Below are 23885 nucleotides of genomic sequence, written 5' to 3' on the forward strand. Positions count from 1 at the left end.
CTGCAAACTCTTGCATGGCCAATACGCGCTTACGTTTTATCGGAACAATTGCCTCATTACACCCCCAAGATGCGAAGAAGCCCGGCAAAAACCGGGCTCCTCCTGATCCGAAATGGCACGCTGCAGAACTTAGCTGCCCTGCTGGAAGTAGCTGTACTTGCCGTCCGGGCCCTTCTTCCACTCGTACATAACGTAGCCGGGAAGCTTCGGGTCGCCCTTCTCGTCGAAGGCGATGTCGCCGAGAACGGTCTTGAACGTACCTTCGTGCATGGCCTTGGCAACGGCTTCAGCATCTTCGGCGCTACCGGCAGCCTTGATGGATTCGGCAATGACCTGAACGGCGGCATAGGAGTAGAGCGTGTAGGCTTCCGGGTTGAAGCCGGCAGCCTTGAACTTCTCGACCAGTTCCTTGTTTTCCGGGATCAGCGTCGGGTCCGGACCGAAGGTGTTGAGCGTGCCTTCGACAGCGTCGCCGGCGATCGAGGCCAGTTCGTTGGAGACGATACCGTCACCCGAAACGAGCGTTGCCTTGAGGCCCTGATCCTTGGCCTGGCGGATGATCAGGCCGGCTTCCGTGTGGAGGCCACCCCAGTAGATGATCGAAACGCCGGCTTCCTTCATCTTTGCGATGAGGGCGGAGAAGTCCTTGTCGCCGGTGTTGACGCCTTCGCGAATGACTTCTTTCTTGCCCGCAGCGGCATAGGCCTTTGCGGTTTCATCAGCAAGACCCTGACCATACGGGGTCTTGTCGTCGATGATGGCGATCTTTGCGTCAGCGAACTTGTCGGCGAGATACTTGCCGGCAACGCCGCCCTGCTGGTCGTCACGGCCGCAGGTGCGGAACGTGTTCCACAGACCGCGCTCGGTAAAGACCGGGTTGGTTGCAGCAGGCGTGATTTCCAGGATGCCGTTTTCGGCATAGACTTCCGAAGCCGGAATGGAAACGCCCGAGTTGAAGTGACCAACCACGTACTTCACGCCGTCAGCAACGAACTTGTTGGCGACGGAAACGCCCTGCTTGGCGTCGGACACGTCGTCGCCGAGTGCGATGGAAAGCTTCTCACCATTGATGCCGCCAGCGGCATTGATGTCGGCGATAGCCTGTTCGGCACCCTTCTGAAGCTGTGCGCCGAATGCAGCGTTAGGGCCGGTCAGCGGACCACCAACGCCGATCACGATATCGGCCCAGGCGTTGCCGCTGAAGGCAACCATGGCCGACAGTGCAACAGCAGAAAGAAGAGACTTCTTCATGGATTTACTCCCAGTTTTTAGGTGAGTGCATATTTGGGCTCCAGCGCAATACCCACCATCACTGCGCCGGAAAACTGTTCCACCTTTGGTGTATTTCTTATTCGACCCAAACTAATCTGAAGTCAGAAAAGTCCTGCTGTCAATCTTTCTTCTTCCACGAAAAGGCCGAGGTCGATTCGTAGAGCCAGTAGTAGTTTTGAACCATCTGGCGCGTGCGGCGAATGCGGAATCCACTGAACGAAAACACCGCCAGAAGCACAACGTCGATGACGTAGTAGAAGGGGCTGATGAACGGTCCCTGGAACAGCGCGTAATGCATGAACCGCATCACGACGCCGAGCAGCAGCGTATAGGCAATGACTTGCCCGTAGCCGCCCCAACCATCCGCGACCGCCTTGCCGGCGCGCCACGCCGTCCAGAAGCCGAGCAGCATCACCATGCCACGGAGGAAGTAGCGAACGCCCGTATCGGTTTCGAAGAACAGGCCCTGCATGTCAGTGTCTCCCGATGGCCAGGATAAGAATGATCGCGCTCAATGCCGGCCTCCTTCGAGATAGGCGGCGCGCACTTCCGGATTGGCAAGCAGTTCTTTGCCCGATCCGCTCATCGTCACCTTGCCGTTGACCATCACATAGGCGCGGTCGGACAGCTTCAGAGCTGCGAATGCATTCTGCTCGACGAGGAAGACGGTCAGTCCCTCCTCCTTGTTGAGCTTCTTGATCGCCTCGAAAATGCCCTTGACGATCAGGGGTGCCAGACCAAGCGAAGGCTCGTCTAGGAGAAGCAGCTTCGGGCGCGCCATCAATGCGCGGCCGATCGACAGCATCTGCTGCTCGCCGCCCGAAAGCGTGCCGCCGCGCTGGCTCTGACGCTCCTTGAGACGCGGGAACATCACGAAGATCTTCTCGACGTCTTCCTTGAAGTATTTGAGGTTGTCGAGATTGGCGCCCATCTGCAGGTTTTCCAGCACGGTCATGCGCGGAAAGATGCGGCGGCCTTCAGGCGATTGGGCGATGCGCTTGCGGGCAATCAGATGGGTCGGCAGCTTGGTGATGTCCTCGCCGTCGAAGATGACCTGGCCGACGCGCGCCTGGGGGCTGCCGCAGATCGTCATCATCAGCGTCGACTTGCCGGCGCCATTGGCGCCGATCAGACTGACGATCTCGCCCTTGTTGACGTCGACATCGACACCGGCAAGTGCACGGATATTGCCATAATAGGTCTCGACACCCTGAACCTTCAGAAGGGTTTCACCGGCCATCAGACGGTCCCCTCTTCGATAACGCCCTTGTCGAGCTTTTCCTCGATTTCTTCAACTTCATCATCCTCGACGCCGAGATAGGCAGCAATCACCTTCGGGTCGTTCTTCACATGGTCCGGCGTGCCGTCGGAAATCTTCTGGCCATATTCGAGAACCACGACATGGTCGGAGATCTCCATGACGACCGACATGTCGTGCTCGATCAGGAGCAGCGATGTGCCCTCGTCGCGAATGCCGCGCAGAAGCGCGTTCAGCGTCAGCGATTCCTTCGGGTTCAGACCGGCCGCCGGCTCGTCCAGGCAGAGCAGCTCCGGCCCGGTGCACATGGCGCGAGCAATTTCCAGGCGACGCTGGGCGCCGTAGGAGAGGTCACCCGCCGGATCGTCGGCGCGATCGATCAGATCGGCCTTCTCCAGCCAGTAGCGTGCCTTCTCGATCGCGTCGGCAGCAGCCGTCCGATAGGCCGGCAGGCCGAGCAGACCGAGAATGGTGAAGCCCGAAGCCTTCATCAGCACGTTGTGCTGCGCGACCAGCAGGTTTTCCAGAACAGTCAGGCCGGAAAACAGCCGGATGTTCTGGAAGGTGCGCGCGACCTTCGCCTTCTTGGTAATGTCGAAATCCGGCAGTCGCTCGAGGAGATGCTCCTCGCCGTTCTTCTGCCGCATGGTGATCATGCCCATCGTCGGCTTGTAGAAGCCGGTGATGCAGTTGAACACGGTGGTCTTGCCCGCGCCGTTCGGGCCGATCAGCGCGGTGATGTCACCGCGCCTGGCTTCGAACGAGAAGTCGTTGATCGCCATAAGGCCACCGAACTTCATCGACAGGTGTTCGACCTTGAGCAGCGTATCGCCAGCCATGTTGCTTGCCGTATTGGATGTCATCGTCGTTCCGGTCGCCATCAGCCGTGACCTTCCTTGGTAAAGCTGCCGGAGACAGCCTTTCGTTCCTTGAGGAAGGCCGTCGGTTCTCGTGAGCCGACGAAGCCGCGCGGCTTGAACAGCATGACGATGATCATCGCCAGACCGAAGAGCAGCATGCGGTAGAGTTCAGGCGTGAAGTCGGGGCCGAAGACATGCTTGAGGAATTCCATCTCGCGCAGAAGCTCGGTGCCGCCAACCATGACGACAGCCGCGATCGCGATGCCGGTGAGCGAGCCCATGCCGCCGAGAACGACGATCGCCAGGATGACCGCCGATTCCAGGAAGACGAAGCTTTCCGGAGAGACGAAGCCCTGGCGGGCGGCGAAGAAGGAGCCGGCAAAGCCGCCGAACATGGCGCCCGTGGCGAAAGCCGTCAGCTTGGTCATGACCGTGTTGATGCCGAGCGAACGGCAGGCGATCTCGTCCTCGCGCAGCGCTTCCCATGCACGGCCGATCGGCATGCGGCGCAGGCGGATCGTCACATAGGCGGTGAGCAGGCAGAGCGCCAGGATGACGTAGAACAGGAAGATCTTGTAATAGACCGACGAGCTCGGCAGTCCCCAGGCCTTGTTGAAGTTGTTGGCAGCACCGACATCGAAGGACCAGATGCCGAAGAACGAAGCCTTGGCGATGCCCGAGATGCCGAAGGTGCCGCGGGTGACATCGGTCCAGTTGATAAGCACCAGACGGATGATCTCACCGAAGGCAAGCGTCACGATTGCCAAGTAGTCACCTCTCAGACGCAACACTGGGAAGCCGAGGATAATGCCCCAGAAGCCGGCCAGGATGCCCGCGAGCGGCAGGAGCAGCCAAAACGAGAAGCCGAAATTCGCCGAAAGCAGCGCGTAGGAATAGGCGCCGACCGCGTAGAAAGCGACGTAGCCGAGGTCCAACAGGCCGGCGAGACCGACGACGATGTTCAGACCCCAGGCGAGCATCACGTAGATGAGGATCTGGATGCCGAAATTGTCGACATATTTCAGCGAGCCCTGGCGGCCGAAGATCAGCATCGCGAGGAACGGATAACAGACCAGGAAGAGCAGAGCGATCTTCAGGAAGTGCTTGTGGAAGAAGCTCTTCTGGTCGGAGATCTCGAGCACGCCGCTCTTGGCCTTGGCGAGCTTGCGGCTGTCGAGATGCGGCTTGATGAAGCCGACCGTCAGGAAGCGCCCGATGGCGGCGATGGCCACGAAGATGGCGAGCAGGCCCCAGCGCGTACGCCAGACCAGCTGGTTGTTGATGTCCTGATAGGTCTCGATGCCGACAAACAGGAGAAACATGCCGAAGGCGATGAGGCCGGCGAACACGCCTTCCTTCACGGCCTTTGCCATGAGGCCGGGTTCGTTCTTTTCCAACTGCGTCGTCATGTCAGACCTTTTCCACTTCCGGACGGCCGAGAATGCCGGTCGGCTTGAAGATCAGCACGAAAGCCAGGATGCCGAAGGTCGCGACATCCTTGTAGGCGATCGAGAAATAGGCCGACCACAGGCTTTCGATGAGGCCGATCAGGAGGCCACCGAGAACGGCGCCCGGCAGCGAGCCGATGCCGCCTAGAACAGCCGCGGTGAAGGCCTTCACGCCAGGGATGAAGCCGTCGTTGAAGGAGGCCACGCCATAATACATCAGGTACATGGCACCGGCGACCGCCGCGAGAGCAGCACCCATGATGAAGGTGATCGAGATGGTGCGGTCGACGTCGACGCCGAGCAGCGCCGCCATCTTGCGGTCCTGCTCCGTGGCGCGCTGGGCGCGGCCAAGCGGCGTCTTGTGGACGATGAACCAGAAGGCTGCGAGCAGGATGGCCGTGATCACCACGATCAGGATCTGCTTGAGCGAGATCGTCAGCGCGCCGATGTGATAGACATCCGTGACGAGCTGCGGGATCGGCTTGTTACGCGGGCCCTGCGTCACCTGGATGAAGTTGGACAGCGCGATCGACATGCCGATGGCAGTGATCAGCGGCGCCAGGCGGAACGAACCGCGCAAGGGCCTGTAGGCGATGCGCTCGATCGTCCAGTTCCACAGACCCGTCATCAGCATGCCGACGATGAGCATGACCAGCAGCAGAAGCGCTACCGGAATGCCGACGAAGAATGAGGTGAGGATCAGGAAGATGATGAGAGCGGCAAAGCCGCCGAGCATGAAAATATCGCCATGGGCGAAGTTGATCATGCCGATAATGCCGTAAACCATCGTGTAGCCGATTGCGACAAGGCCATAGATGGATCCGAGAGTCAGCCCGTTCACGAGCTGCTGGATAAAGTATTCCATGCAGTTTCCCCTGGGATGCGGACCGTGCTGGCCGCACCTCTTCGTTCGATGTCCCTTATGGGATCTTCAATTTTTTTGATTCCTATCCGTTTCGCTAAAAATGTGAAGTGCAAAAGAAAGAGGCAAATCAAATTTCACGAGCTTTTGCTCGAAATGGCGTAAAACCGCCCATAAATGCCAGAAATGCGGCACTTAACAGCCAAAATCTGTGCGGAAGACGGTGTGGATAACACCGCCTTCCGGTAGAAATATTTCTATAGAGTTTTACAATTTTCAGGAGCGCATCCGCGATCCGTTGGCATCGAACAACGGCTGCGACTGGAGCTTGGCCGGGAAAAGTTCGCCGAGGATTTCGATCTCCCACCCATCCGACCTGTCCGCAATCTCCTTCGGAACGTAGCCCATGGCGACCGAGACACCGGACGCATGAGCGTAGCCGCCGGACGTCACCCATCCCCTCACCTCGCCATCGAGCGAGATCGGCTCGTCACCGATCACGTCGGCATCCTTTGCATCGACGATTAGCGTGACCAGCCGCAATTCGCCGCCGCTCGCCTTTTCTTCCAGTGCGCCCTGCTTGCCGATGAAGTCGGCCGGCTTGCTGTAAGCGATGAAGCGTCCGAGCCCGGCTTCCTGCGCGCCATAGAGCGGCCGGTATTCCCGCGACCAACTACCGAAGGATTTTTCGACGCGCAGGGCGTTGAGTGCCCGAAGACCGAAGAGCGAGATGCCGAATTCCTCGCCGGCCTCCATGATCGCGTCGAACAGGTAGCGCTGGTATTCCGGCTTCATCCAGATCTCGTAGCCGAGGTCGCCGGTATAGCTGACGCGGCCGAGGATTACAGGCGCCATGCCGAGATCGATCTCGCGCACAGCCATGAACGGAAATGCCGCATCCGACAGGTCGAGATGGGTCAGTTTCTGCAGCACATCGCGGGCTTTCGGTCCTGCAATGGACAGGCCGAGCAGGCCGAGATTGAGCGCGTCGATCTCCACCGAACCATCCTCGGGCAGATGCTGCTCGAACCAGCGCATGTGATAGTCCTCGGCAATGCCGGAACCGATCAGCAGGAATTCGTCGTCTTCGAGTGCTGCCAGCGTGAAGTCGCCGATCAGCTTGCCGGCATCGTTCAGCATCGGCGTCAGCGTCATGCGGCCGAGCTGCGGCACCTTGCCCGCCAGCATGCCGTCCAGCCACTCGCGGGCACTTTCACCGGCCACGAGATATTTGGCGAAGCCCGAGGTTTCCATCATGCCGACGCCGGCGCGCACCGCCTTGGCCTCGTTTCCGACGTAGTCGAAATCGGTGGAGCGACGCCAAGAGAAAGCATCCGTGACGCCTTCCGGGGCAAACCACAGAGGCGTCTCAAGCCCGTAGGACGCGCCGAACACGGCGCCCTTCTCCTTCAGCTTGTCGTAGATCGGCGTCGTCAGCAGCGGACGCGCGCCCGGCAATTCCTCGTTCGGGTAACGGATCGAGAAGCGACGGGAATAGTTTTCGCGCACCTTGGCATTGGTATAGGCGAGCGTCGCGTAATCGCCGTAGCGGCAAACATCCATGGCGAAGACGTCGAAGCCCGGATCGCCGTTGATGATCCACTGCGCCAGCGCCAGACCGACGCCACCGCCCTGGCTGAAACCTGCCATGACGGCGCAGGCCGACCAGTAATTCGTCATGCCGCGCACCGGCCCGACCAGCGGATTGCCGTCCGGCGAGAAGGTGAAGGGGCCGTTGATGATCGTCTTGATGCCGGCATTGTTGAAGGCCGGGAAATGGCAGAAGCCGACTTCCAGCTCGCCGGAAATGCGCTCGATATCCTCGGCCAGCAGTTCGTGGCCGAAGGTCCAGGGCGTCTCGATCGGCGACCAGGGGCGGCAGTCCTTCTCATAGGTGCCCATGAGCATGCCGTTGCGTTCCTGGCGGATATAGATCTCGCCGTCGAAATCGACGCAATGCATCAGCTCGCGTCCGGCCTTCTGGTTGAAGTCGATGACTTCGGGCATGTCCTCGGTGATGAGATACATATGCTCCATGGCGAGCACCGGCAGCTCCAGCCCGACCATGCGGCCGACCTCGCGCGCCCAGAGGCCGGCCGCATTGACGACATGCTCGGCGCGGATCTCGCCCTTGTCGGTGACCACCCTCCACATGCCGTCCGGCAGCTGGATCAGTTCCTCGACCTTGGTGTGGAGATAGATTTCGGCCCCGTTCTTCTTCGCCGACTTCGCATAGGCATGGGTCGTGCCATAGGGATCGAGATGACCTTCATGGGGATCGAAGACGGCGCCGACGAATTCCTTGGGATCGAGCAGCGGCATCATCTCATGCGCTTCCTCGACCGAAACGAGACGCGCCTCGCCGCCGGCATATTTGCCCTTGGCGAGCAGCGACTTGAACCAGTCGAAACGTTCGTTCGTCGCCGCCAGCATCAGGCCGGACGTCATGTGCAGGCCGATATCCTGGCCGGAATAGGCCTCGATCTCCTTGTAGAGCTCGACCGTGTATTTCTGCAGCTTGGCGACATTCGGGTCGCCGTTGATCGTGTGCATGCCGCCCGCCGCATGCCAAGTCGAGCCCGATGTCAGCTCCGAACGCTCGACGAGGACGACGTCGGTCCAGCCGAATTTCGTCAGGTGATAGAGGATGGAACATCCGACGACACCGCCGCCAATCACGACAACGCGGGCATGGCTCTTCATTCAAAATCTCCGGCTTTGCGGCGCCGGCACATCGAGCGCCTTGAGGACAAGAATGGCGCGAGCCTAACGGCAATTCCGGGGGCCTAGTAGTCCGTTCTGCGAAGCCTGATGTCGCGAACTGCCCATTCTATGTTCCCTGCGCGGCATCCCCGTTTTCGGCTCCGCCGGCCGCGAGCAGGCGCGGCAGCATCCCTGCGGCGAAGGCAACCCGCTGTTCGAGTTCCCGCTGCAGCTCGCCTGGATCGGCCCCGAGCATGAGGGCACGCAGATGCAACGTGCCGAGCGTCGCGCCGACAAACATGTCGGCCAGCATGTCGGGTGTCGGCCCGTCATCCAGCGGCTTGAAACCTTGCCGCTCGAGTTCGCCGACGATGAAGGCTTTTCCCTTCACCACGCAGTCCCGGTAGAAGCGCTCGGACAGTTCCGGCGCCTTGCCGGCCTCCGAAATGACCAACCGCGTCAACAGGATCTGGCGGGGCGAGAGAACATAGGCGCACATCTGACTCAGGACACGCGACAGCTGCTCTTCCGGCGTCTGTGCCGGCCGGGCGCGGCCGGAGACCTTCAGCTTGGGAATGTCGTGGCTGTCGATCAACGCGCCGAACAGCGCCGCCTTGTCGGGAAACAGCTTGTAGACGCTTTTCTTCGCCATGCCGCAGGCACGCGCCACCTCTTCCATGGTCGCCTCGCCGTAGCCGAGCTCGTCGAACACCCGCTCGGCTGCCTGCAGGATCAGTGCCTTGCGCGCCTCATCGGTCAATGCCGGCGGGCGTCCGGCAGCGGATCTGGTCGCGCTTTTCAAACCGCGTATCCCTTCGAATGAAACTGCAAGCCCGCATGCACCCGGATCAAGGCACCAGCATGATGAGGCATCGATATCGACGCGATCAGTCGCGGCTGAAGGAGGCGGTAAGCGCGAATTCGCGTCCCATCTCCATCAGTTCCTCGAAGAGCGAACCGGCGAACGAGCGTGGCGCGACGATCTCGAACCTGTCGTCGCCAGTGCGGGCAAGATTGACCGCCACGTGGCAGCACAGAGCGTTCGTCGATGCGCCGATGACAAAGACGTCGGAATGCAGATCGAGCGCCACGCATCTCGCCAAAATCCTGCGTACGCTCGGCCCGTGGATCTCGATCAGCACGCGGCCATCGCTCTGGTCGACATGCGACGCACCGGCAATCTCTGCGACGCCCGTTTCGACGGCAGCGGCACCTGAGGTCCGCGACACCAGCAGCCATTCTTCGGGCCCGCAATCGCGGATGTGCGTATCCGCGACCGACGACAGCGCCGTCCTGACGGCGGCGCCCTGCCCGCGATGCGCCAGAACGGAGAAGATCGCCGGACGACGCACCACCGAAAGGTGGTTGGGATTGGCATTGGCTTCGAAGCCGGAGAGATGGTCTTCGAGCACATGCCGATGGAAGAGAGCAAGCGACATGGCGATCCTAACCCTGCAGTTTTCTGTTGTCGGGATCGACGAAGACCGGCGAGCAGACCTCCGCCACCACCTCGGATCCGCGCAGTCCATCCCAAACGAGTATTTTCTCGCCATAGCGCTCTCGGCCGGACTTCAGCATCGCGAGGCCGATCATATGACCGAGCGTCGGCGAATGGCAGACGGAGGACACCCAGCCCTGGTCGCTCGCCATTGAAGGGCTTGCGCCCTCCTTCAGGAGATGGGCGCCTGCCTTGAATTCCTTGTCAGCCTCAATCGGCTTCAAGCCGACGAGCTGCGCCCGGTCGGCGGCGGTGAGGCCGAAGCGGCTGGACAGGCGCTTGCCGATGAAATCCGGCTTGTTCATGCCCATCATCTTGCCGTAGCCAAGGTCGTCGGCAGTGGTGCGGCCATCGATCTCGCTATGGGTGATGAAGCCTTTCTCGACGCGCAGCACGTTGAGGGCCTCGACGCCGTAGGCGCAGATCCCCTCGTCCCGGCCGGCCTCCATGATCGCATCGGCGACAGCCTCGCCGTAACCGGCGGGAACTGCCAGCTCATAGGCCAGTTCGCCCGAGAAGGAAATCCGGAACAGGCGCGCCTTCAACCCACCGCGCAATGTCACCGTCTTTGCCGCAAGATAGGGGAAGGCGGCGTCGGAAATGTCGTCTTCCACCACGCGGCTCATGATCGCGCGTGCCTTGGGTCCGGCCAGCGACATCTGCGCCCACTGGTCGGTCGCCGAGACGAAGCGGACATCGAGCTCCGGCCAGAAGGTCTGGCTGGCGAATTCCAGATGCGCCATCACTTCGCCGGCATAGGCGGTCGTCGTGGTCATGACATAGTGGTTCTCGGCAAGCCGGCTGGTCGTGCCATCGTCGAAGATCATCCCGTCCTCGCGCAGCATCAGGCCGTAGCGGGCCTTGCCGACCGGCAGCTTGAGGAAGGCGTTAGAATAGACACGGTTGAGGAATTCCGCCGCTCCCGTGCCAAAAATCTCGATCTTGCCAAGCGTCGAGACATCGCACAGCCCGGCATTATGCCGGACATTCAGCACCTCGCGGTCGACGCTATCGCGCCACCCCTTTTCGCCTTCGCGGGCGAACCAGGCCGAGCGATGCCAGAGACCGGCCTCGACGAAGGTCGCGCCGTTCTTTTTCGCCCAGTCGTGCAGCGGCGAGGTCCTGACTGGCGCGGCATGCTCGCCGCGAGACGTGCCCGCCAGAGCGCCGAAGGAAACTGGCGTATAGAACGGCCGGAACGTGGTCGTGCCGATCTCGGCCGGCGAGACGCCACGCATGCCGGCGACGATGCCGATCGTGTTGACATTGCCGAGCTTGCCCTGGTCGGTCGCCATGCCGGCGGTCGTGTAGCGCTTGGTATGCTCGATATGGCCAAAGCCTTCGCGCTGTGCGATGCCGAGATCGCTCACATGCACATCGTTCTGGAAATCGACAAAGGCCTTGTCCTTCGCGCCGGGCACATACCAGAGCGGTGCAAAGGCCGGATCGTAATCGCCCTCGACCTCGGGAATGTTGGCCGCATAGGAGGAAAAACCGAGCGCCAGGCAGAGGGCCGCCCCCTTCTCGGCACCATCCTTGAGGCAGGCGGCAATCGTATCGCATCCGGCAGCCGAGCCGGCCGCAATAAACGCCGCGCCGACATCAGGCGCCATGAAGGCCTGCGCGTCGTCGGACCAGACGGGCTTGGCGCCGCGCTGGCACATGAGGTGCACGACGGGCGACCAGCCGCCGGCCATGGCCAGTGCATCGCACTCGATCTGTTCCTGGAAGCCGGACCGTTCGGCGATCAGTCCGTCGAGGCGCAGACGCCCTTTCGTGTCGACGACGGCGCCGCTGCGAATGACGCGTACCCCTTCTGGCACGACATCACTCGACTGCGCCCGCGCATCGATGATCGCGCTGACCGTGACGCCGCTTGCGGAAAGGTCTGCCGCGGTCCGGTAGCCGGATCCGCCATTGGTGAAGACGGCAACTTTGGTACCCGCCGATACGCTGTAACGGTTGAGATAGGTCCGCATCGCGCTCGCGGTCATCACGCCGGGCTTGTCATTGCCGCCGAAGACCAGCGGCCGCTCTTCTGCACCCGAAGCGAGGATGGCGCGCTTGGCGGCGATGCGCCACAGCCGTTCCATCGGCAGGTCGGGCGACGGCGTTCCCACATGCTTCTGTACGCGCTCGACCGCGCCGAACACCATGTCGTCGTACCAGCCGAAAATGGTGGTGCGCGGCATCAGCGTGACATTGGCAAGCGATGTCAGCTCCTCGACCGTGCTGCGGGCGAAATCGGCTGCGGAAACCCCGCCCACCGAGACGCTCTCGGAGAGCAACGAGCCGCCGAGCTGGAAACCTTCATCGGCGATGATGACACGCGCACCGGCCCGCCCGGCGGCGAGCGCTGCCATCAGCCCCGCGGGACCGGAGCCGATGACCAACAGGTCGCAATGCGCCCACGCCTTTTCGTAGCGGTCGGGATCGGCCTGCATGGCAAGCTTGCCGAGGCCGGCCGCCTTGCGGATCAGCGGCTCGTAAATCTTTTCCCAGAACATCGCCGGCCACATGAAGGTCTTGTAGTAGAAGCCGGCTCCGAGCAGCGGCCCGAACAGGCCGTTGACCGCGCCGAAATCGGTCGAGAGCGATGGCCAACGGTTCTGGCTGACGGCCGTCAGCCCCTCATAGAGTTCGGCAACGGTCGCGCGCACGTTCGGTTCGCCCCGCGCGCCGGTCCCGATCGTCATCAGCGCATTGGGCTCGGAGGAGCCTGCCGTCACCGGTCCGCGAGGGCGGTGATACTTGAAGCTGCGGCCCATCAGCATCTGGTCGTTGGCCAGCAGCGCCGAGGCGAGTGTATCGCCCTCGAACCCCTTGTAGCTCCGGCCGTCGAAAGTAAAGGTCAGCGGGTGGGCGCGGTTGAGGCCATTGCCCGATCCATCGGCGGGCGCTCCGAGACGATAGGATGTCATTCGCCCGCCCTCGCCTGGCTTTTTGTCTCGGCAGCGCCACCGGCATCGACCACGCCAAAAACCTCGTGGCTGAAATTGTCGCGCTCGACCACCAGCCAGCGGCGGCAGCCGGCGGCGTGGTGCCAGTATTCCTGGTAGCGCCCCTTCGGATTGTCCCGCACATAGACATAGGCCTGCCAGACCTCGTCCGACGCGGCGGGATCCGGCCGCCTGAGCGCCGCACCGCGAATGGAGAACTCTTCCTTGGGTCTTGTCCCGCAATGGGGGCAGGTGATGAGGCTTGCCATGGGATATCTCAGCGAAAAATCGGCTTCAATGCAGGTTCGGTTGGGCGCCCTTGCCCGTCTCGTCGAGCACGTAGCCGCGCTCGAAACGGTCGAGCCGCATAAAGCGCGACACGTGATGGGTCTCGTTCTTGGCGATCAGATGGGCGAAGCAGAAACCGGAGGCCGGCGTTGCCTTGAACCCACCGTAGCACCAGCCGCAATTGAGGTAGAGATTGTCGATCGAGGTACGGTCGATGATGGGAGATCCGTCCATCGACATGTCCATCACCCCGCCCCAGGCGCGCAGCACCTTTGCGCGCGAAAGCCCCGGAATGAGCGAGACGCCCTCCTGCATCGTATGCTCGACGGTCGCCAGATTGCCGCGCTGGGCATAGGAGGAATAGTAGTCGATATCCGCGCCGAAGACCAAGCCGCCCTTGTCCGACTGAGAGATATAAAAGTGCCCCGCGCCATAGGTGATGACCTGGTCGATCACCGGCTTCAGCCCTTCGGAAACGAAGGCCTGCAGGACATGGGTCTCGATCGGCAATCGCAGGTCCGCCATGCGGCCGACCGTCGTCGTGTTACCGGCGGCCGCAAGTGCCAGCTTGTTGCAGCCGATGAAGCCCTTCGTCGTCTCGACGCCGGTGACGACGCCGTTTTCGCGACGGATGCCGGTGACTTCGCAATGCTGGATGATGTCGACGCCGCGCATGTCGGCGCCCCTGGCATAGCCCCAGGCGACCGCATCATGGCGAACCGTGCCGCCGCGCTTCTGCATCAGCCCGCCCAGGATCGGGAAACGCGCATGGTCGAAGTTGAGATAGGGCGCGAGCCGTTGTACTTGCTCGCGGTCGAGCAGTTCGGCATCGACGCCGTGCATCCGCATGCCGTTGCCGCGCCGCGCATAGGCATCGCGCTGACCATCGGAATGGAAAAGGTTCAGCACGCCGCGCTGGGAGACCATCGCATTGTAGTTGAAGTCCTGTTCCAGCCCTTCCCACAGCTGCAACGACAGCTCGTAGAACGGATTGTTGCCTTCCAGCATGTAGTTGGAACGGATGATCGTCGTGTTGCGGCCGACATTGCCGGAGCCGATATAGCCCTTCTCGATCACCGCCACATTGGTGATGCCGAATTCCTTGGCAAGGTAATAGGCCGTCGAAAGACCGTGCCCGCCACCGCCGACGATGATCACGTCGTAATGCGGCATGGGCTCCGGTTCGCGCCAAGCCGGCTTCCACAGCCGGTTGCCCGAAAGCGCCTGCTTGAAAATCGAATATGCCGAATATCGCATGCCCGTTCCCGTCTCTTCTTTGCCCCACCTTCGCATATGCGGGAGAAAGGACAAGCGCAATCAGGACATCAAAAGGCCCGTTCGCGACACGACGCTAGGCTTGTCCACAGCGAGGCATCGGCGCGACACCCAATGCGGGGACATAACGCGGCGCGAGGCAAGCAGCATCAATGACTTAAGTTCGACTTGATCCCCACCCGGACAACCGGCGTCTACACTTCGGCAAACGCTATTGCTGGAGAACGCGATGAACGACCGGACCGTAAATCTCGACATGCCCTTCCTCATGCCGTCCCAGGCGCAGAAGCATGTGACCCATAACGAAGCCCTGCTTCGCCTTGATGCGATCGTGCAGCTTTCGATCGTCGACGAGCGCGCGTCGCCTCCGTCAGAGCCCTCCCCCGGCAGCCGCTATCTCGTCGGCGCGGATGCTGCCGGCACCTGGAGCGGCTATACGGGCGACATCGCCATCTGGCAGGATGGCTATTGGGCATTCGCCAGCCCCAATCCGGGCTGGCACGCATGGTTCGAGACTGGCAGCGCGCTGAAGGTCTTCGACGGCGAAGCCTGGCACGCCACGTCATTGCCGGACGACGCGGAGGTCGCGACCCTTGGCATCTCGACGAGCGCCGATGCAACGAACCGGATCGCGGTCTCCTCTCCAGCCAGTCTTTTCAGCCATGCCGGCGGCGGCCATCAGATCAAGGTCAACAAGGCCGTCCAAGCGGACACAGCGACGCTGCTCTTCCAATCCGGCTGGATAGGCCATGCCGAGATGGGCCTAGCCGGCAACAACGATTTCTCCATCAAGACAAGCAACGGGACCGATTGGAAGACCGGGCTCACCATCGACGGCGCAGGCCGGGTGACGCGCCCGAACCAGCCGGCAGCGCGCGTCCATCGCAGCGGCAGCAATTTCACACCCGCGGCCGGCCAGCAAAGCGGTGTGACCGACTTCGCGATCAATCAGGGCGGCTTCACTCTCGGAGCGGCCGCAGCGGCAGGCGGAAATGCATTGGTCGTCCCCGCGACCGGGCTTTATTTCATTGCACTGACGGTGTCCGTAGCCGCGGCGACATCCGCCTACGGCGTCACGGTTTCGCGCAATGGTAGTCAGCCCCTTCTGGCGACCAACGGAGCGGCAGGTTCGCTCGCAACGCTCTCGGCATCCGGCATCTCCCAGCTACAGCAGGGCGATACGCTGACTTTCGGCCATTCGGGCTCGGCGACGCTCGCCGTCGGAGCAAACGGAACTATCCTTTCACTGACAATGATTTAGCGAAAAAGGCTCGCAAAATGGTCCATCTGTTGTCTCATTCCTGCACAGCGGCCGACATATTATCCAGTTTTTGAGCAGAGCGCGCCTCTACTAGTGCCTTGTTTTTCAATGGCTTGAGGCACGCGAATTCGAAAAAATGCGACCTTTGCGCGATTGGCCACATTTGAGGATCACATTTAGTCAAATGTTAAAACTGCGGGGCTAGGCTGACCAACGTGGTCTTGTGTTGTGTAGAGAGTTCCAATGACCGAAATGATACGTCCCCGGGTTAAATATGTCATCGGCCCCGATGGCAGCCCGCTTACGATTGCGGACCTTCCGCCGGCGAATACGCGCCGTTGGGTTATCCGCCGTAAGGCTGAGGTTGTCGCGGCAGTTCGCGGTGGCCTGTTGAGCCTGGAAGAAGCTTGCGAGCGTTACACGCTCACCGTCGAAGAATTCCTGTCCTGGCAGTCGTCGATCAACGATCATGGCCTTGCCGGCCTGCGTACGACCCGCATCCAGCAGTACCGCCACTAGGCCATCGACGAAGATTTCGCATTTCGGGTGCCGCGCCCCAGGGTTGCGGCGCCCTTTGCTTTATCCCTTTTCCATCCGGCTTTTCATCTTTCCCAGTTTGACCACAGAGGGAAAGATGGCAGCCATGGCGGCGGAAGCCGCATAAAACCAGAAACCCGGCAGCGTCACCGCCTTTGCAAGACCGCTGGTCTTTGCCGCGAAAATGACGATCGCCACCAGCATCACGTCCATCATCGACCACTTGGACAGATGAGGAATGGAGCTCCGCAGCCAGCCCGGCCGTCCGGCCTGACGCGCGGCATCAATCCCAAGCACCATGAGTTTCACGGCCGGAAAGAGCACGGAAAGTGCCAGAACCAGAACGGCCAACAGCTGATTGTCGTCCTCCCACAATCCGCCGATCACCTGTAGAAGCGATGGCTCTTCGCTGAAGAAATAGAGCTGCTCGAAGCGCATGATCGGCAGCGAAATGCCGAGCACTAGGCAAAGCACCGCAGCCGCGAGCAGGACGAACGAAAAGATCCGGATCAATCTGGCTCCATCAGATGGCACGATCAGTGCGATGCAACCGGCAGGTTGCCATCACCGACATGCTTTCATAGCATCCTGCAGACAGGATAGGAGACAGAATGGATATCACCCACCAGGAAAGTTCATCGGGCGGCAAATATCTGGCCAAGCTCGACGGTCACGTTGCCGAAATGAGCTATTCGCGCGCCTCGCCTTACCTGATCATCATCGACCATACCGGCGTTCCCGATGCGCTGCGCGGCAAGGGGGTCGGTCAGGCACTCGCCGAACATGCGGTTGAAGAGGCACGAAAGGGCGGCTGGAAGGTCATCCCGCTCTGCCCGTTCTTCAAGAGTCAGCTCGACCGCCACACGGACTGGCAGGACATCGTCAAGAAGTAGATTCGTGCCGAATCGGGCCGCACATATGCGCGGCTTTGATCATGCCAAGTGGAAAAAGGGCGCCGTCCCAAGCTGGGCCGCCCTCATATCCGCTTTTTTCGGCCCGGCCTTTAGGCGCGGGCGCGCATACCACCATCACGCTCTTCGAGCGCCGAGGCCTTGGCCAGTTCGGCTTCCGCCTCTTCCAGCGCCAGTTCCGCGCTGTCCTGCTGAACGCGCAGCTCGCGGATGGAGACCTGAAGATTGTCCGCACGCTGGCGTGCGGCCTTGGCAAAGGTCGGATAGGCGAAGTGATTCGGGTCAGTAATGCCCGACTTCTTCTCTTCGAGGGTTATCTGGTGCTCCAGTTCCTTCGCCATTCTTTCGAATTCCGCCATCATCATCTGCAGCTGCTGCAGTTGGCGGCGTTTTTCGTTAACCTGAAACCCCTTCAGGCGAACAAGGCTGTCACGCGACTTCATACGCAATACTCCGTGGATACCATACCCCGGCCAGTGCCCCGATCGTAACAGTCCGGGGCAGAAAAATTTCCGCGGCGTTAATAAATTCGCCGCCGCGTTAACCTTTCGTTTACGGGCATCATTAATGATAATCACGATCGTTTAAGGGTCGGTAAATGCCAAGTCCAAATCGGACCGCGACAATGTGCGAGTCGCATGAATCACTTAGCGGAGTTTCCTCTTCCGTTGATTCAACTGGTGATGGCCAATCCTGAAAGGAAAACAGGCTACTACTAATTTTGCTTAATGAATTGATGCACCTTGTCAGGATGGATCATAATTTGTTAACCAATTGGTGGCAGCTTCCAAATCAGGCACAGTCTGGATCCGTAACGAGTAAGGGGGCGACAGTTAACCTTACGCGGCGGCAAAGGGGATAGAAATGCGGGTTCTACTTATTGAAGATGACAGCGCGACAGCGCAGAGCATCGAACTGATGCTGAAATCGGAAAGCTTTAACGTTTACACCACTGATCTTGGTGAAGAAGGCGTCGATCTCGGCAAACTCTATGATTACGACATCATTCTTCTGGACCTGAACCTCCCCGACATGTCGGGATATGAAGTTCTCCGCACCCTGCGGCTGTCCAAGGTCAAAACACCGATCCTGATTCTCTCCGGCATGGCCGGCATCGAGGACAAGGTACGTGGTCTCGGCTTCGGCGCCGACGACTACATGACCAAGCCGTTCCACAAGGACGAACTAGTCGCCCGTATCCATGCCATCGTTCGCCGCTCCAAGGGCCATGCTCAGTCTATCATCATCACCGGTGAGCTGATCGTGAACCTCGACGCCAAGACTGTCGAAGTCGGCGGCCAGCGCGTTCACCTGACGGGCAAGGAATACCAGATGCTGGAGCTTCTTTCGCTCCGCAAGGGCACGACGCTCACCAAGGAAATGTTCCTCAACCACCTCTATGGTGGCATGGACGAGCCGGAACTGAAGATCATCGACGTCTTCATCTGCAAGCTGCGCAAAAAGCTCGCGAACGCCGCAGGCGGCGCGAACTACATCGAAACGGTCTGGGGCCGCGGCTATGTGCTGCGCGAGCCGGACGGCGCCGAATACGCAGAAACTGCCTAAGACTTGCCTCCCCTTACCGCGAAAACCCGCCCGGTCAGCCAGGCGGGTTTTTCTTTGCCCTGAAACTTTGACTTGAGATTGGGCCGATATCGCGAATGAAAAAAGCGGCCCGCTGGGGCCGCCTTGCATTCCGAGTATCCGAGATGGGTGAGCGGCTGGCTCAGGCCGCCGCGACATGGGCTCCGAAGACCGAAGTCAGGATCTTCCGGTCGAAAGGCTTGAGCAGGAATTCATCGGCTCCGGCGCGTTTGCCCGCCATCATCCGCTTCAGGTCGGCCTCGATGACGCAATAAAAGATGCGGACATTCTTGCCTTCGGGAAGCTCGCGCACGCCTGCGATCAGATCCAGCGCCCCTTCGAGGCCGGCGTCGACGATGAGGAAATTCGGCAGTTCCGCCTGGCAGTTTCTCAGCGCATCCTGCGACGCTTCAGCTTCCACGACGAGAAAGCCGAGTTCCGAAAGGATACGCTTGCCGACCTTACGCACAATGTCAGAACTATCCGCGATCATCAGACGCTGCATGATCCGCTCCCCTCAACTACCCCGCATGGGCGAGCGCCAAGGTATAGCGGATCGCAGCTAACGAATCGTTACGCGCTCGTGGCAAGGTTTGTCAGGCAGTCACGGTCTCGGCGATGAAGGTAATCTTGTCTTCGTCGACGATATGCTTCAATTCCATCTCGCATTCGTCGGCCAGGAGCACAGTATAGTAGTGCTGGATCGAATGGGCATCGACAGCCTCTTCGAGAACGCCGGTCGAAATTTCCACGAATTTCGCCGGTACGCGCATCATCCGGCCCTTCACAACGATGCTGAAGCGGGCATCGGTTTCCGGATTTTCCAGCGTTACTTCGACGGAACCGCCACGCGGGATGCCGGCATAGGCGACGAGGAAGAGGTTGAGCAGAAGCTTGACGCGGTTTTTCGGGATGATCGCTCGCGGACCACTCCAGACGACCTCGGTCTTTTTCTCGGCGGCAGCGAAATCCTTGGCCGCCTTTTCCGCCTCGCCGGTATCGATCGACGCGCCGACCGAGCCCGAAGCGCCGAAAGCGAGGCGTGCGAACTTGAGACGAACTGAGGCATTCAGCGCCGAGGTGCGGATCAGGTCGAGCGCGTCGCTGTCGGCCGCCCCCTCGTCAAGAAGCTCCAGGCCGTTGTTAATTGCGCCGACCGGCGAAATGACGTCGTGACAGACACGGCTGCACAGGAGTGCCGCCAGATCCGGACCGCTGAGGGTGAGATTGGGATTTTTCGGCATGCCATACTCCTGATGCATCGATTGACCACCACCGCTCTATCTCATCGCAAGATTGTGCGGGGATGGTGTGCGTGTGGCGGCCATAATGACACCATATTTGGTAAACCGATTGTTAATACCAAGTGTTTGAAAACATTGAGCCGCGTTATTTTCCTGTATTAGCGCGTTACGAAAACCGTTGCCTTTTAGTTCACCCATCAGAGCTATAGCGTTACAACTAAAGGCATATTTTTCATCATTGCTAATTCATATATTGCGTCCCGCCCCATCATCTTTATAACGCACGATGGGCTTGAACACCCTGACCTCTCTAGGCTCGCACAAGGTGCGTGCCGAACATCTGCGCAGCTTAGCGGCTGGCGCATCGCCTTGGCCATCGCTTGGCCGGGAGCAATGCGTCGTGCGTCACAGCGCGCCGAATGCGGAAACGCATGGCAATGTCCAGGGCTCCGGCCTAAAGGCGCATTGGCCGGTCGAGAGGCTGGTGTTCAACTCCCGGCTTCGGTGCCGAACGCCGAGACGCTAATGGCAGGCTTGAACACATGCTAATGGCAGTCGCATACAAGGAACCGCCAACTCGAAGAGGGCGGGTATATAGAGCTTCATGGAAATTCCGAATCGGTGCGGCGGTCAGCTGTGGAGACTTGAGCGCTATCGTCCTGTCGAGGGTCCGAACGCCGGGAGGGCGCGAACTGTATCAGGTCTGGCTGACGGCTCACGGGCGTGACATGGTGATGCCTGTCGGGTTGCTGGCCTGAACGAAAAAAGCCCGCCAGCGGTGAGGCTGACGGGCTAAGGAGGATGAAATGAGCATGAGGCCTTTGATCGAATTTCTCGAGCGAGAAATCGAACTCAACACCGCTGTCGCAAAAGGCATCGAAGAGAAGGGCGACAAGTGGTCCCACGATGACGGAACCGGCCTGAAAGATGTCACCGATGTGACATTGGCGGACGCGAAACGAAAGATTGCAGAAGCTACTGAGCACCTCGATCGCCTACGCTCTTAGCCCTATCCATACCGCCTCAACGCCTCATCGACCTTCCCGAACAATGCCTCCGGTGCATTGTCGTTCGCGATGACAAGATCCTCATCGCCGCACCCACGCTCTGATTCGTGATGCCCTGGAATGCCGCCGCGTCCTACCAGCTTGTAGATGTCGCCGCCGAGCCGTCGGATTGCCTGCGCCTCGTTCGGGAAGCGGCAGTCGTCGACAACGACGCGGCCAGCCTGTGCCAGGATGTCTACAGCGCGCTCCCGCCATAGATTAATCCAGAAGCCGTCACCGATGCAGTTCCGGCCCCACTCCGTACCGAGCGTCTGCATCGCATGCCTTGGCGTCTTCCCTTGCAACAGAGTGCAGGCCTTCTCCTTGAGAGATCCTTCAATTTCCTCCTCAGTCAGGCCAATTAGCCGCATCATATCCTTAAGCGGCCCGGCGAACTTCACGAGCGTGTAGCCGTGCTGCTCGACGAGGTAGCGCGTGGCCGTGGACTTGCCGCTGCCAGCCTGGCCAGTGAAGGCGACGACCGGCGGGAGATTGTCGTTGGCAGGTTCGTACTTGCCGATTGCGGCGCCGAGCGCGTGCAGCTCGGTCGGAACGGCCGTGATGCAGCCGGGATCGTCGGAATGAATATCAATCAGCATTGAGCGCCTCCTCAATAATCTCTTCGTCGCAGAAGTTTTCTACGGCCAAATTTTGAAAGGTGGTCGCCGGGTCCGAAACCTCTACGGCTGCGGCAAGCGCCATACGCATCCGCTCCAGGTAACGACGCCGCTCACCTCTAGGCATCGACAGCCAAGGCCGTCGGTCGAACTCGGCCTCAGCCTTCGCCATAGCCAGCAAGATCTTGCTCATAGTGCCTCCTATAGTTTTCTCGCGGGCGTGCCGGGCTTCACCACCGGCCGGAACCGGCGGACGTTGAATGGCGGATCCTCATCGCCGAACTCAGGGCAGACGCCGCGGTTAATGCCTTCCAGCCTCACGCCGATGTAGTCGCCGTTGAGGTAGCTGGTGACCTGGCCGACCCATCGGGCCTTGTAGATCGTGCCCGCTGTGATGCCGAGGTACTGCTCGGCGTAGATGCCATCATCCACGCATACGATGTCGTCGCCGGGTTTGATGTTGGTCATGATATCCACCCGCCCTTATTCTCTTCGCACTTGGCGAACCATGTCTCCTGTACCTTTTGGGCGCGCCTTAGCTGCATCTTTCGCACGGTCTTGTCGAAGCCAAAGAGGAATAGAACCCATTCCCACTGAGTGAAATTGCTCACGACGCCCTCCCCAGCTTCGGCTCCTCGACGCCAAGTTCGGGCGGCTCGACGTAGACGATCGGCTTGCCAGCATTCAGAAAGCTTTCGAACTCGTACTTGAGGCCGACCGAATCCCACCAACCTCGCATCTCTAGAACGATGAGCGAGGACGCAGCGTCGATCAGAGGCTGGTCCTGATCCTTCCAGAAGTCCCACGTGCGCGGCAGCTCCTGATAGCGGGTTACGGCATGGCCGTGGGCAATCGGGCAGTAGATCCGCATGCCTCGCGCCATGAGCTTGCCGGCGCACTCTGTGACGACACGCGCCGCCTCATCCATTCCTGCGTCGTACTTGGCATATGGAGAGCCGAGATAGATGAAGCCTTGCAGCTTCGCCAGATCGTCCAGCGTGTGCAGCGGCTCGGTCTCCCTGTCACGTGCCGCCAGTTCCTTGGCGCTATACAGGTAGGGCTTGCCGCTGCCTGTAAGCCCACGGATGCTGGCCGGCACGTTGTCATTCGCGGCAACGTACTTGTCGAGCGGGCCGAATGTGGTTGTTACCAGATCTGCGGAAACGGTATAACCGGGCATCATGCGGCCTCCTTCTCGGCGATGATCTCAGCGCCGAGGATCACCATGCGGCGGCCTAGCTCGACGAGAGCGCGGCTGGCGCCGAGCAACTCGTGGTGCCGCTTGGTGGGTCGACCGAAGAAGGAGGCGGGCAAGCGCTCATGCTCCGATGCGATCTCCTCATGATATGCGTGCAGCAGTTTGTGCGCCTCTAGCAGGCCTTTATGCTTTGCAGCCTTGCTCATGCGGCCTCCCGCTGATCCGTGATGATGTTAGACGACAGCCGCTTCATGGTCTCTACGAGCGGACTGACAAAATCCACCTCGATACCATTCTGCCGGCCGAGTTCGATCACGTCAGAAAGAGCGCCCATGAATTCCTTCATCCGGGTCTCTTCCGGCGAAGGCAACTTCGCGATGAATGCTTCCATCTTGCGCAGGACATCGGCCGGGGTTTTGCCTTTTATCCACTCGTATTTTGAGCCATAGGAAGTCTTCTTGTCGTCCCAGCTGAGATAGGCTTGCAGTTCTTCATTGGCGACGATGTTGAATTTCGCCACAGGATTGCGCAGGCCCTTCGCCGACATAGCGGCCGGCATTGCGTCGACGCGCTTCTGCACGTCATTGATGGTTGCTGGCTTGCTCATCAAAACGCCTTCCCGCCAGCCTTGAGCCGGTTCTCGATCTTGTGGTCTTCGCGGTTGTCGTTGTAGGCCATCTTCTCGATGATCGCCCCGCCCAGGTCGTAGCCCATGAACGTTGCCAGGTCGCCGATGCGGATCATGGCGTCGGCAAGCTCGACCTCCATCATCTTCCGATGCGGCAGCTTGTCGTCGTCCATCTTCTTGCGAAAGCCTTCCATCGCCTCGCTGACCTCGGAGACGATGAGCATCAGCATCTCCGGCACGTTGCGATCCAGCGCTTTGCCGGTGGCAAGGTCTGTGTACCAGCCTGCCTTGCGGCTGCGGGCGTGGCAGTCGGCCGCAAAGATGTTGATAGCGGCGGCGTGGGTGTAGGCGGGTGCTGCGGATTGGGTGTTGTCGTTGGCTGCCTTTGTCAGGCGGTCACGTTCATAGGCTTGGTATTCTCTGTCCGTCTTAGCGTCAGGTATCATTCAAGTCTCC

General features: G+C 60.3%; 28 protein-coding genes. 5 read left to right on the forward strand and 23 right to left on the reverse strand.

Features of this window, described 5'->3' with window-relative positions; translation table 11 throughout:
- Positions 1-129: 129 nt before the first annotated feature.
- The 12 genes from BM216_RS22685 to BM216_RS22740 all read right to left on the reverse strand — a co-directional run bounded on the left by BM216_RS22685 (position 130) and on the right by BM216_RS22740 (position 14385).
- Positions 130-1251, reverse strand: a complete 1122-nt coding sequence (locus BM216_RS22685) for a branched-chain amino acid ABC transporter substrate-binding protein (protein ID WP_093001500.1) — start codon at positions 1249-1251, stop codon at positions 130-132.
- Positions 1252-1390: 139 nt separating this feature from the next.
- Positions 1391-1744 (reverse strand): DUF6867 family protein, encoded by a 354-nt coding sequence (locus BM216_RS22690; RefSeq protein WP_093001501.1) that lies wholly within the window; start codon positions 1742-1744, stop codon positions 1391-1393.
- Between the two features lie 39 nt (positions 1745-1783).
- On the reverse strand, positions 1784-2512 hold the full coding sequence (locus BM216_RS22695; RefSeq protein ID WP_093001502.1) for an ABC transporter ATP-binding protein: 729 nt from the start codon (positions 2510-2512) through the stop codon (positions 1784-1786).
- Positions 2512-3411 carry an ABC transporter ATP-binding protein gene (locus BM216_RS22700; protein ID WP_093001503.1) on the reverse strand — a complete coding sequence of 300 codons (900 nt, stop codon included), beginning with the start codon at positions 3409-3411 and terminating at the stop codon, positions 2512-2514. The genes BM216_RS22695 and BM216_RS22700 overlap by 1 nt, the downstream gene beginning before the upstream one ends.
- Positions 3411-4799 carry a high-affinity branched-chain amino acid ABC transporter permease LivM gene (livM, locus tag BM216_RS22705; protein WP_093001504.1) on the reverse strand — a complete coding sequence of 463 codons (1389 nt, stop codon included), beginning with the start codon at positions 4797-4799 and terminating at the stop codon, positions 3411-3413. Before livM ends, BM216_RS22700 begins: the two co-directional genes overlap by 1 nt.
- A gap of 1 nt (position 4800) precedes the next feature.
- Positions 4801-5703 carry a branched-chain amino acid ABC transporter permease gene (locus BM216_RS22710; protein ID WP_093001505.1) on the reverse strand — a complete coding sequence of 301 codons (903 nt, stop codon included), beginning with the start codon at positions 5701-5703 and terminating at the stop codon, positions 4801-4803.
- Between the two features lie 273 nt (positions 5704-5976).
- Positions 5977-8403 (reverse strand): GcvT family protein, encoded by a 2427-nt coding sequence (locus BM216_RS22715; RefSeq protein WP_093001506.1) that lies wholly within the window; start codon positions 8401-8403, stop codon positions 5977-5979.
- Positions 8404-8530: 127 nt separating this feature from the next.
- A complete protein-coding gene (locus tag BM216_RS22720; RefSeq protein ID WP_177230875.1) occupies positions 8531-9205 on the reverse strand; it encodes a TetR/AcrR family transcriptional regulator in 675 nt (224 codons plus the stop codon).
- A gap of 85 nt (positions 9206-9290) precedes the next feature.
- A complete protein-coding gene (locus BM216_RS22725; protein ID WP_093001508.1) occupies positions 9291-9842 on the reverse strand; it encodes a sarcosine oxidase subunit gamma in 552 nt (183 codons plus the stop codon).
- Between the two features lie 7 nt (positions 9843-9849).
- On the reverse strand, positions 9850-12822 hold the full coding sequence (locus tag BM216_RS22730) for a sarcosine oxidase subunit alpha family protein (RefSeq protein ID WP_093001509.1): 2973 nt from the start codon (positions 12820-12822) through the stop codon (positions 9850-9852).
- Positions 12819-13109 carry a sarcosine oxidase subunit delta gene (locus tag BM216_RS22735; protein ID WP_093001510.1) on the reverse strand — a complete coding sequence of 97 codons (291 nt, stop codon included), beginning with the start codon at positions 13107-13109 and terminating at the stop codon, positions 12819-12821. The genes BM216_RS22730 and BM216_RS22735 overlap by 4 nt, the downstream gene beginning before the upstream one ends.
- Before the next feature lie 25 nt (positions 13110-13134).
- Positions 13135-14385, reverse strand: a complete 1251-nt coding sequence (locus tag BM216_RS22740) for a sarcosine oxidase subunit beta family protein (protein WP_093001511.1) — start codon at positions 14383-14385, stop codon at positions 13135-13137.
- Positions 14386-14632: 247 nt separating this feature from the next.
- Between BM216_RS22740 and BM216_RS22745 the strand changes: the two genes are divergently transcribed.
- A complete protein-coding gene (locus BM216_RS22745) occupies positions 14633-15664 on the forward strand; it encodes a DUF2793 domain-containing protein (protein ID WP_093001512.1) in 1032 nt (343 codons plus the stop codon).
- 243 nt (positions 15665-15907) lie between these two features.
- Positions 15908-16183, forward strand: a complete 276-nt coding sequence (locus BM216_RS22750) for a CtrA inhibitor SciP (protein ID WP_018327815.1) — start codon at positions 15908-15910, stop codon at positions 16181-16183.
- Positions 16184-16243: 60 nt separating this feature from the next.
- Here the strand turns inward: BM216_RS22750 and BM216_RS22755 are convergent, their stop codons facing one another.
- Positions 16244-16714 carry a paraquat-inducible protein A gene (locus tag BM216_RS22755; RefSeq protein WP_244530274.1) on the reverse strand — a complete coding sequence of 157 codons (471 nt, stop codon included), beginning with the start codon at positions 16712-16714 and terminating at the stop codon, positions 16244-16246.
- A gap of 98 nt (positions 16715-16812) precedes the next feature.
- Here BM216_RS22755 and BM216_RS22760 point away from each other — a divergent pair, with 98 nt between their 5' ends.
- Positions 16813-17094, forward strand: a complete 282-nt coding sequence (locus BM216_RS22760) for a GNAT family N-acetyltransferase (RefSeq protein ID WP_093001513.1) — start codon at positions 16813-16815, stop codon at positions 17092-17094.
- A 110-nt stretch (positions 17095-17204) separates the two neighbouring features.
- On the opposite strand, the gene BM216_RS22765 is transcribed toward BM216_RS22760, so the two are convergent.
- Positions 17205-17555: a flagellar export protein FliJ gene (locus BM216_RS22765; RefSeq protein WP_093001514.1), complete on the reverse strand. Its 351-nt coding sequence runs from the start codon at positions 17553-17555 to the stop codon at positions 17205-17207.
- Positions 17556-17976: 421 nt separating this feature from the next.
- Here BM216_RS22765 and ctrA point away from each other — a divergent pair, with 421 nt between their 5' ends.
- A complete protein-coding gene (gene ctrA / locus BM216_RS22770; protein ID WP_046794530.1) occupies positions 17977-18678 on the forward strand; it encodes a response regulator transcription factor CtrA in 702 nt (233 codons plus the stop codon).
- A gap of 160 nt (positions 18679-18838) precedes the next feature.
- Here the strand turns inward: ctrA and BM216_RS22775 are convergent, their stop codons facing one another.
- Both BM216_RS22775 and BM216_RS22780 read right to left on the reverse strand, forming a co-directional pair.
- Entirely contained in the window at positions 18839-19201 is a 363-nt protein-coding gene (locus tag BM216_RS22775; protein WP_093001515.1) for a response regulator, read from the reverse strand.
- Positions 19202-19292: 91 nt separating this feature from the next.
- Positions 19293-19940, reverse strand: a complete 648-nt coding sequence (locus tag BM216_RS22780) for a histidine phosphotransferase ChpT (protein ID WP_093001516.1) — start codon at positions 19938-19940, stop codon at positions 19293-19295.
- Between the two features lie 806 nt (positions 19941-20746).
- Here BM216_RS22780 and BM216_RS22785 point away from each other — a divergent pair.
- Entirely contained in the window at positions 20747-20947 is a 201-nt protein-coding gene (locus tag BM216_RS22785) for a hypothetical protein (protein WP_093001517.1), read from the forward strand.
- A 2-nt stretch (positions 20948-20949) separates the two neighbouring features.
- On the opposite strand, the gene BM216_RS22790 is transcribed toward BM216_RS22785, so the two are convergent.
- From BM216_RS22790 to BM216_RS22820, 7 genes are all read right to left on the reverse strand, one after another.
- Positions 20950-21585: a deoxynucleotide monophosphate kinase family protein gene (locus tag BM216_RS22790; RefSeq protein WP_210217061.1), complete on the reverse strand. Its 636-nt coding sequence runs from the start codon at positions 21583-21585 to the stop codon at positions 20950-20952.
- On the reverse strand, positions 21575-21796 hold the full coding sequence (locus BM216_RS22795; protein WP_093001518.1) for a hypothetical protein: 222 nt from the start codon (positions 21794-21796) through the stop codon (positions 21575-21577). Before BM216_RS22795 ends, BM216_RS22790 begins: the two co-directional genes overlap by 11 nt.
- 8 nt (positions 21797-21804) lie before the next feature.
- On the reverse strand, positions 21805-22071 hold the full coding sequence (locus tag BM216_RS22800) for a hypothetical protein (RefSeq protein WP_093001519.1): 267 nt from the start codon (positions 22069-22071) through the stop codon (positions 21805-21807).
- Positions 22072-22210: 139 nt separating this feature from the next.
- Positions 22211-22786 carry a DUF1937 family protein gene (locus BM216_RS22805; protein ID WP_093001520.1) on the reverse strand — a complete coding sequence of 192 codons (576 nt, stop codon included), beginning with the start codon at positions 22784-22786 and terminating at the stop codon, positions 22211-22213.
- On the reverse strand, positions 22783-23007 hold the full coding sequence (locus BM216_RS22810; RefSeq protein WP_093001521.1) for a hypothetical protein: 225 nt from the start codon (positions 23005-23007) through the stop codon (positions 22783-22785). The genes BM216_RS22805 and BM216_RS22810 overlap by 4 nt, the downstream gene beginning before the upstream one ends.
- Positions 23004-23408 (reverse strand): hypothetical protein, encoded by a 405-nt coding sequence (locus tag BM216_RS22815; RefSeq protein WP_093001522.1) that lies wholly within the window; start codon positions 23406-23408, stop codon positions 23004-23006. The genes BM216_RS22810 and BM216_RS22815 overlap by 4 nt, the downstream gene beginning before the upstream one ends.
- Complete coding sequence (locus tag BM216_RS22820) at positions 23408-23875, reverse strand: nucleoside triphosphate pyrophosphohydrolase family protein (RefSeq protein ID WP_244530275.1); 468 nt, start codon at positions 23873-23875, stop codon at positions 23408-23410. The genes BM216_RS22815 and BM216_RS22820 overlap by 1 nt, the downstream gene beginning before the upstream one ends.
- Positions 23876-23885 lie beyond the last annotated feature (10 nt).

This window comes from Rhizobium sp. NFR07, assembly GCF_900111905.1.
Lineage (GTDB): Bacteria > Pseudomonadota > Alphaproteobacteria > Rhizobiales > Rhizobiaceae > Neorhizobium.

Coding starts and splice junctions, on each gene's coding strand:
- BM216_RS22760 (WP_093001513.1), top strand. CDS start 16,813: ATGGATATCACCCACCAGGAAAGTTCATCGGGCGGCAAATATCTGGCC.
- BM216_RS22715 (WP_093001506.1), bottom strand. CDS start 8,403: ATGAAGAGCCATGCCCGCGTTGTCGTGATTGGCGGCGGTGTCGTCGGA.
- BM216_RS22790 (WP_210217061.1), bottom strand. CDS start 21,585: ATGCTGATTGATATTCATTCCGACGATCCCGGCTGCATCACGGCCGTT.
- BM216_RS22795 (WP_093001518.1), bottom strand. CDS start 21,796: ATGAGCAAGATCTTGCTGGCTATGGCGAAGGCTGAGGCCGAGTTCGAC.
- BM216_RS22725 (WP_093001508.1), bottom strand. CDS start 9,842: ATGTCGCTTGCTCTCTTCCATCGGCATGTGCTCGAAGACCATCTCTCC.
- BM216_RS22785 (WP_093001517.1), top strand. CDS start 20,747: ATGAGCATGAGGCCTTTGATCGAATTTCTCGAGCGAGAAATCGAACTC.
- ctrA (WP_046794530.1), top strand. CDS start 17,977: ATGCGGGTTCTACTTATTGAAGATGACAGCGCGACAGCGCAGAGCATC.
- BM216_RS22775 (WP_093001515.1), bottom strand. CDS start 19,201: ATGCAGCGTCTGATGATCGCGGATAGTTCTGACATTGTGCGTAAGGTC.
- BM216_RS22750 (WP_018327815.1), top strand. CDS start 15,908: ATGACCGAAATGATACGTCCCCGGGTTAAATATGTCATCGGCCCCGAT.
- BM216_RS22740 (WP_093001511.1), bottom strand. CDS start 14,385: ATGCGATATTCGGCATATTCGATTTTCAAGCAGGCGCTTTCGGGCAAC.
- BM216_RS22730 (WP_093001509.1), bottom strand. CDS start 12,822: ATGACATCCTATCGTCTCGGAGCGCCCGCCGATGGATCGGGCAATGGC.
- BM216_RS22780 (WP_093001516.1), bottom strand. CDS start 19,940: ATGCCGAAAAATCCCAATCTCACCCTCAGCGGTCCGGATCTGGCGGCA.
- BM216_RS22765 (WP_093001514.1), bottom strand. CDS start 17,555: ATGAAGTCGCGTGACAGCCTTGTTCGCCTGAAGGGGTTTCAGGTTAAC.
- BM216_RS22710 (WP_093001505.1), bottom strand. CDS start 5,703: ATGGAATACTTTATCCAGCAGCTCGTGAACGGGCTGACTCTCGGATCC.
- BM216_RS22690 (WP_093001501.1), bottom strand. CDS start 1,744: ATGCAGGGCCTGTTCTTCGAAACCGATACGGGCGTTCGCTACTTCCTC.
- BM216_RS22800 (WP_093001519.1), bottom strand. CDS start 22,071: ATGACCAACATCAAACCCGGCGACGACATCGTATGCGTGGATGATGGC.
- BM216_RS22685 (WP_093001500.1), bottom strand. CDS start 1,251: ATGAAGAAGTCTCTTCTTTCTGCTGTTGCACTGTCGGCCATGGTTGCC.
- BM216_RS22805 (WP_093001520.1), bottom strand. CDS start 22,786: ATGATGCCCGGTTATACCGTTTCCGCAGATCTGGTAACAACCACATTC.
- BM216_RS22745 (WP_093001512.1), top strand. CDS start 14,633: ATGAACGACCGGACCGTAAATCTCGACATGCCCTTCCTCATGCCGTCC.
- BM216_RS22815 (WP_093001522.1), bottom strand. CDS start 23,408: ATGAGCAAGCCAGCAACCATCAATGACGTGCAGAAGCGCGTCGACGCA.
- BM216_RS22695 (WP_093001502.1), bottom strand. CDS start 2,512: ATGGCCGGTGAAACCCTTCTGAAGGTTCAGGGTGTCGAGACCTATTAT.
- BM216_RS22735 (WP_093001510.1), bottom strand. CDS start 13,109: ATGGCAAGCCTCATCACCTGCCCCCATTGCGGGACAAGACCCAAGGAA.
- BM216_RS22700 (WP_093001503.1), bottom strand. CDS start 3,411: ATGGCGACCGGAACGACGATGACATCCAATACGGCAAGCAACATGGCT.
- BM216_RS22820 (WP_244530275.1), bottom strand. CDS start 23,875: ATGATACCTGACGCTAAGACGGACAGAGAATACCAAGCCTATGAACGT.
- BM216_RS22810 (WP_093001521.1), bottom strand. CDS start 23,007: ATGAGCAAGGCTGCAAAGCATAAAGGCCTGCTAGAGGCGCACAAACTG.
- livM (WP_093001504.1), bottom strand. CDS start 4,799: ATGACGACGCAGTTGGAAAAGAACGAACCCGGCCTCATGGCAAAGGCC.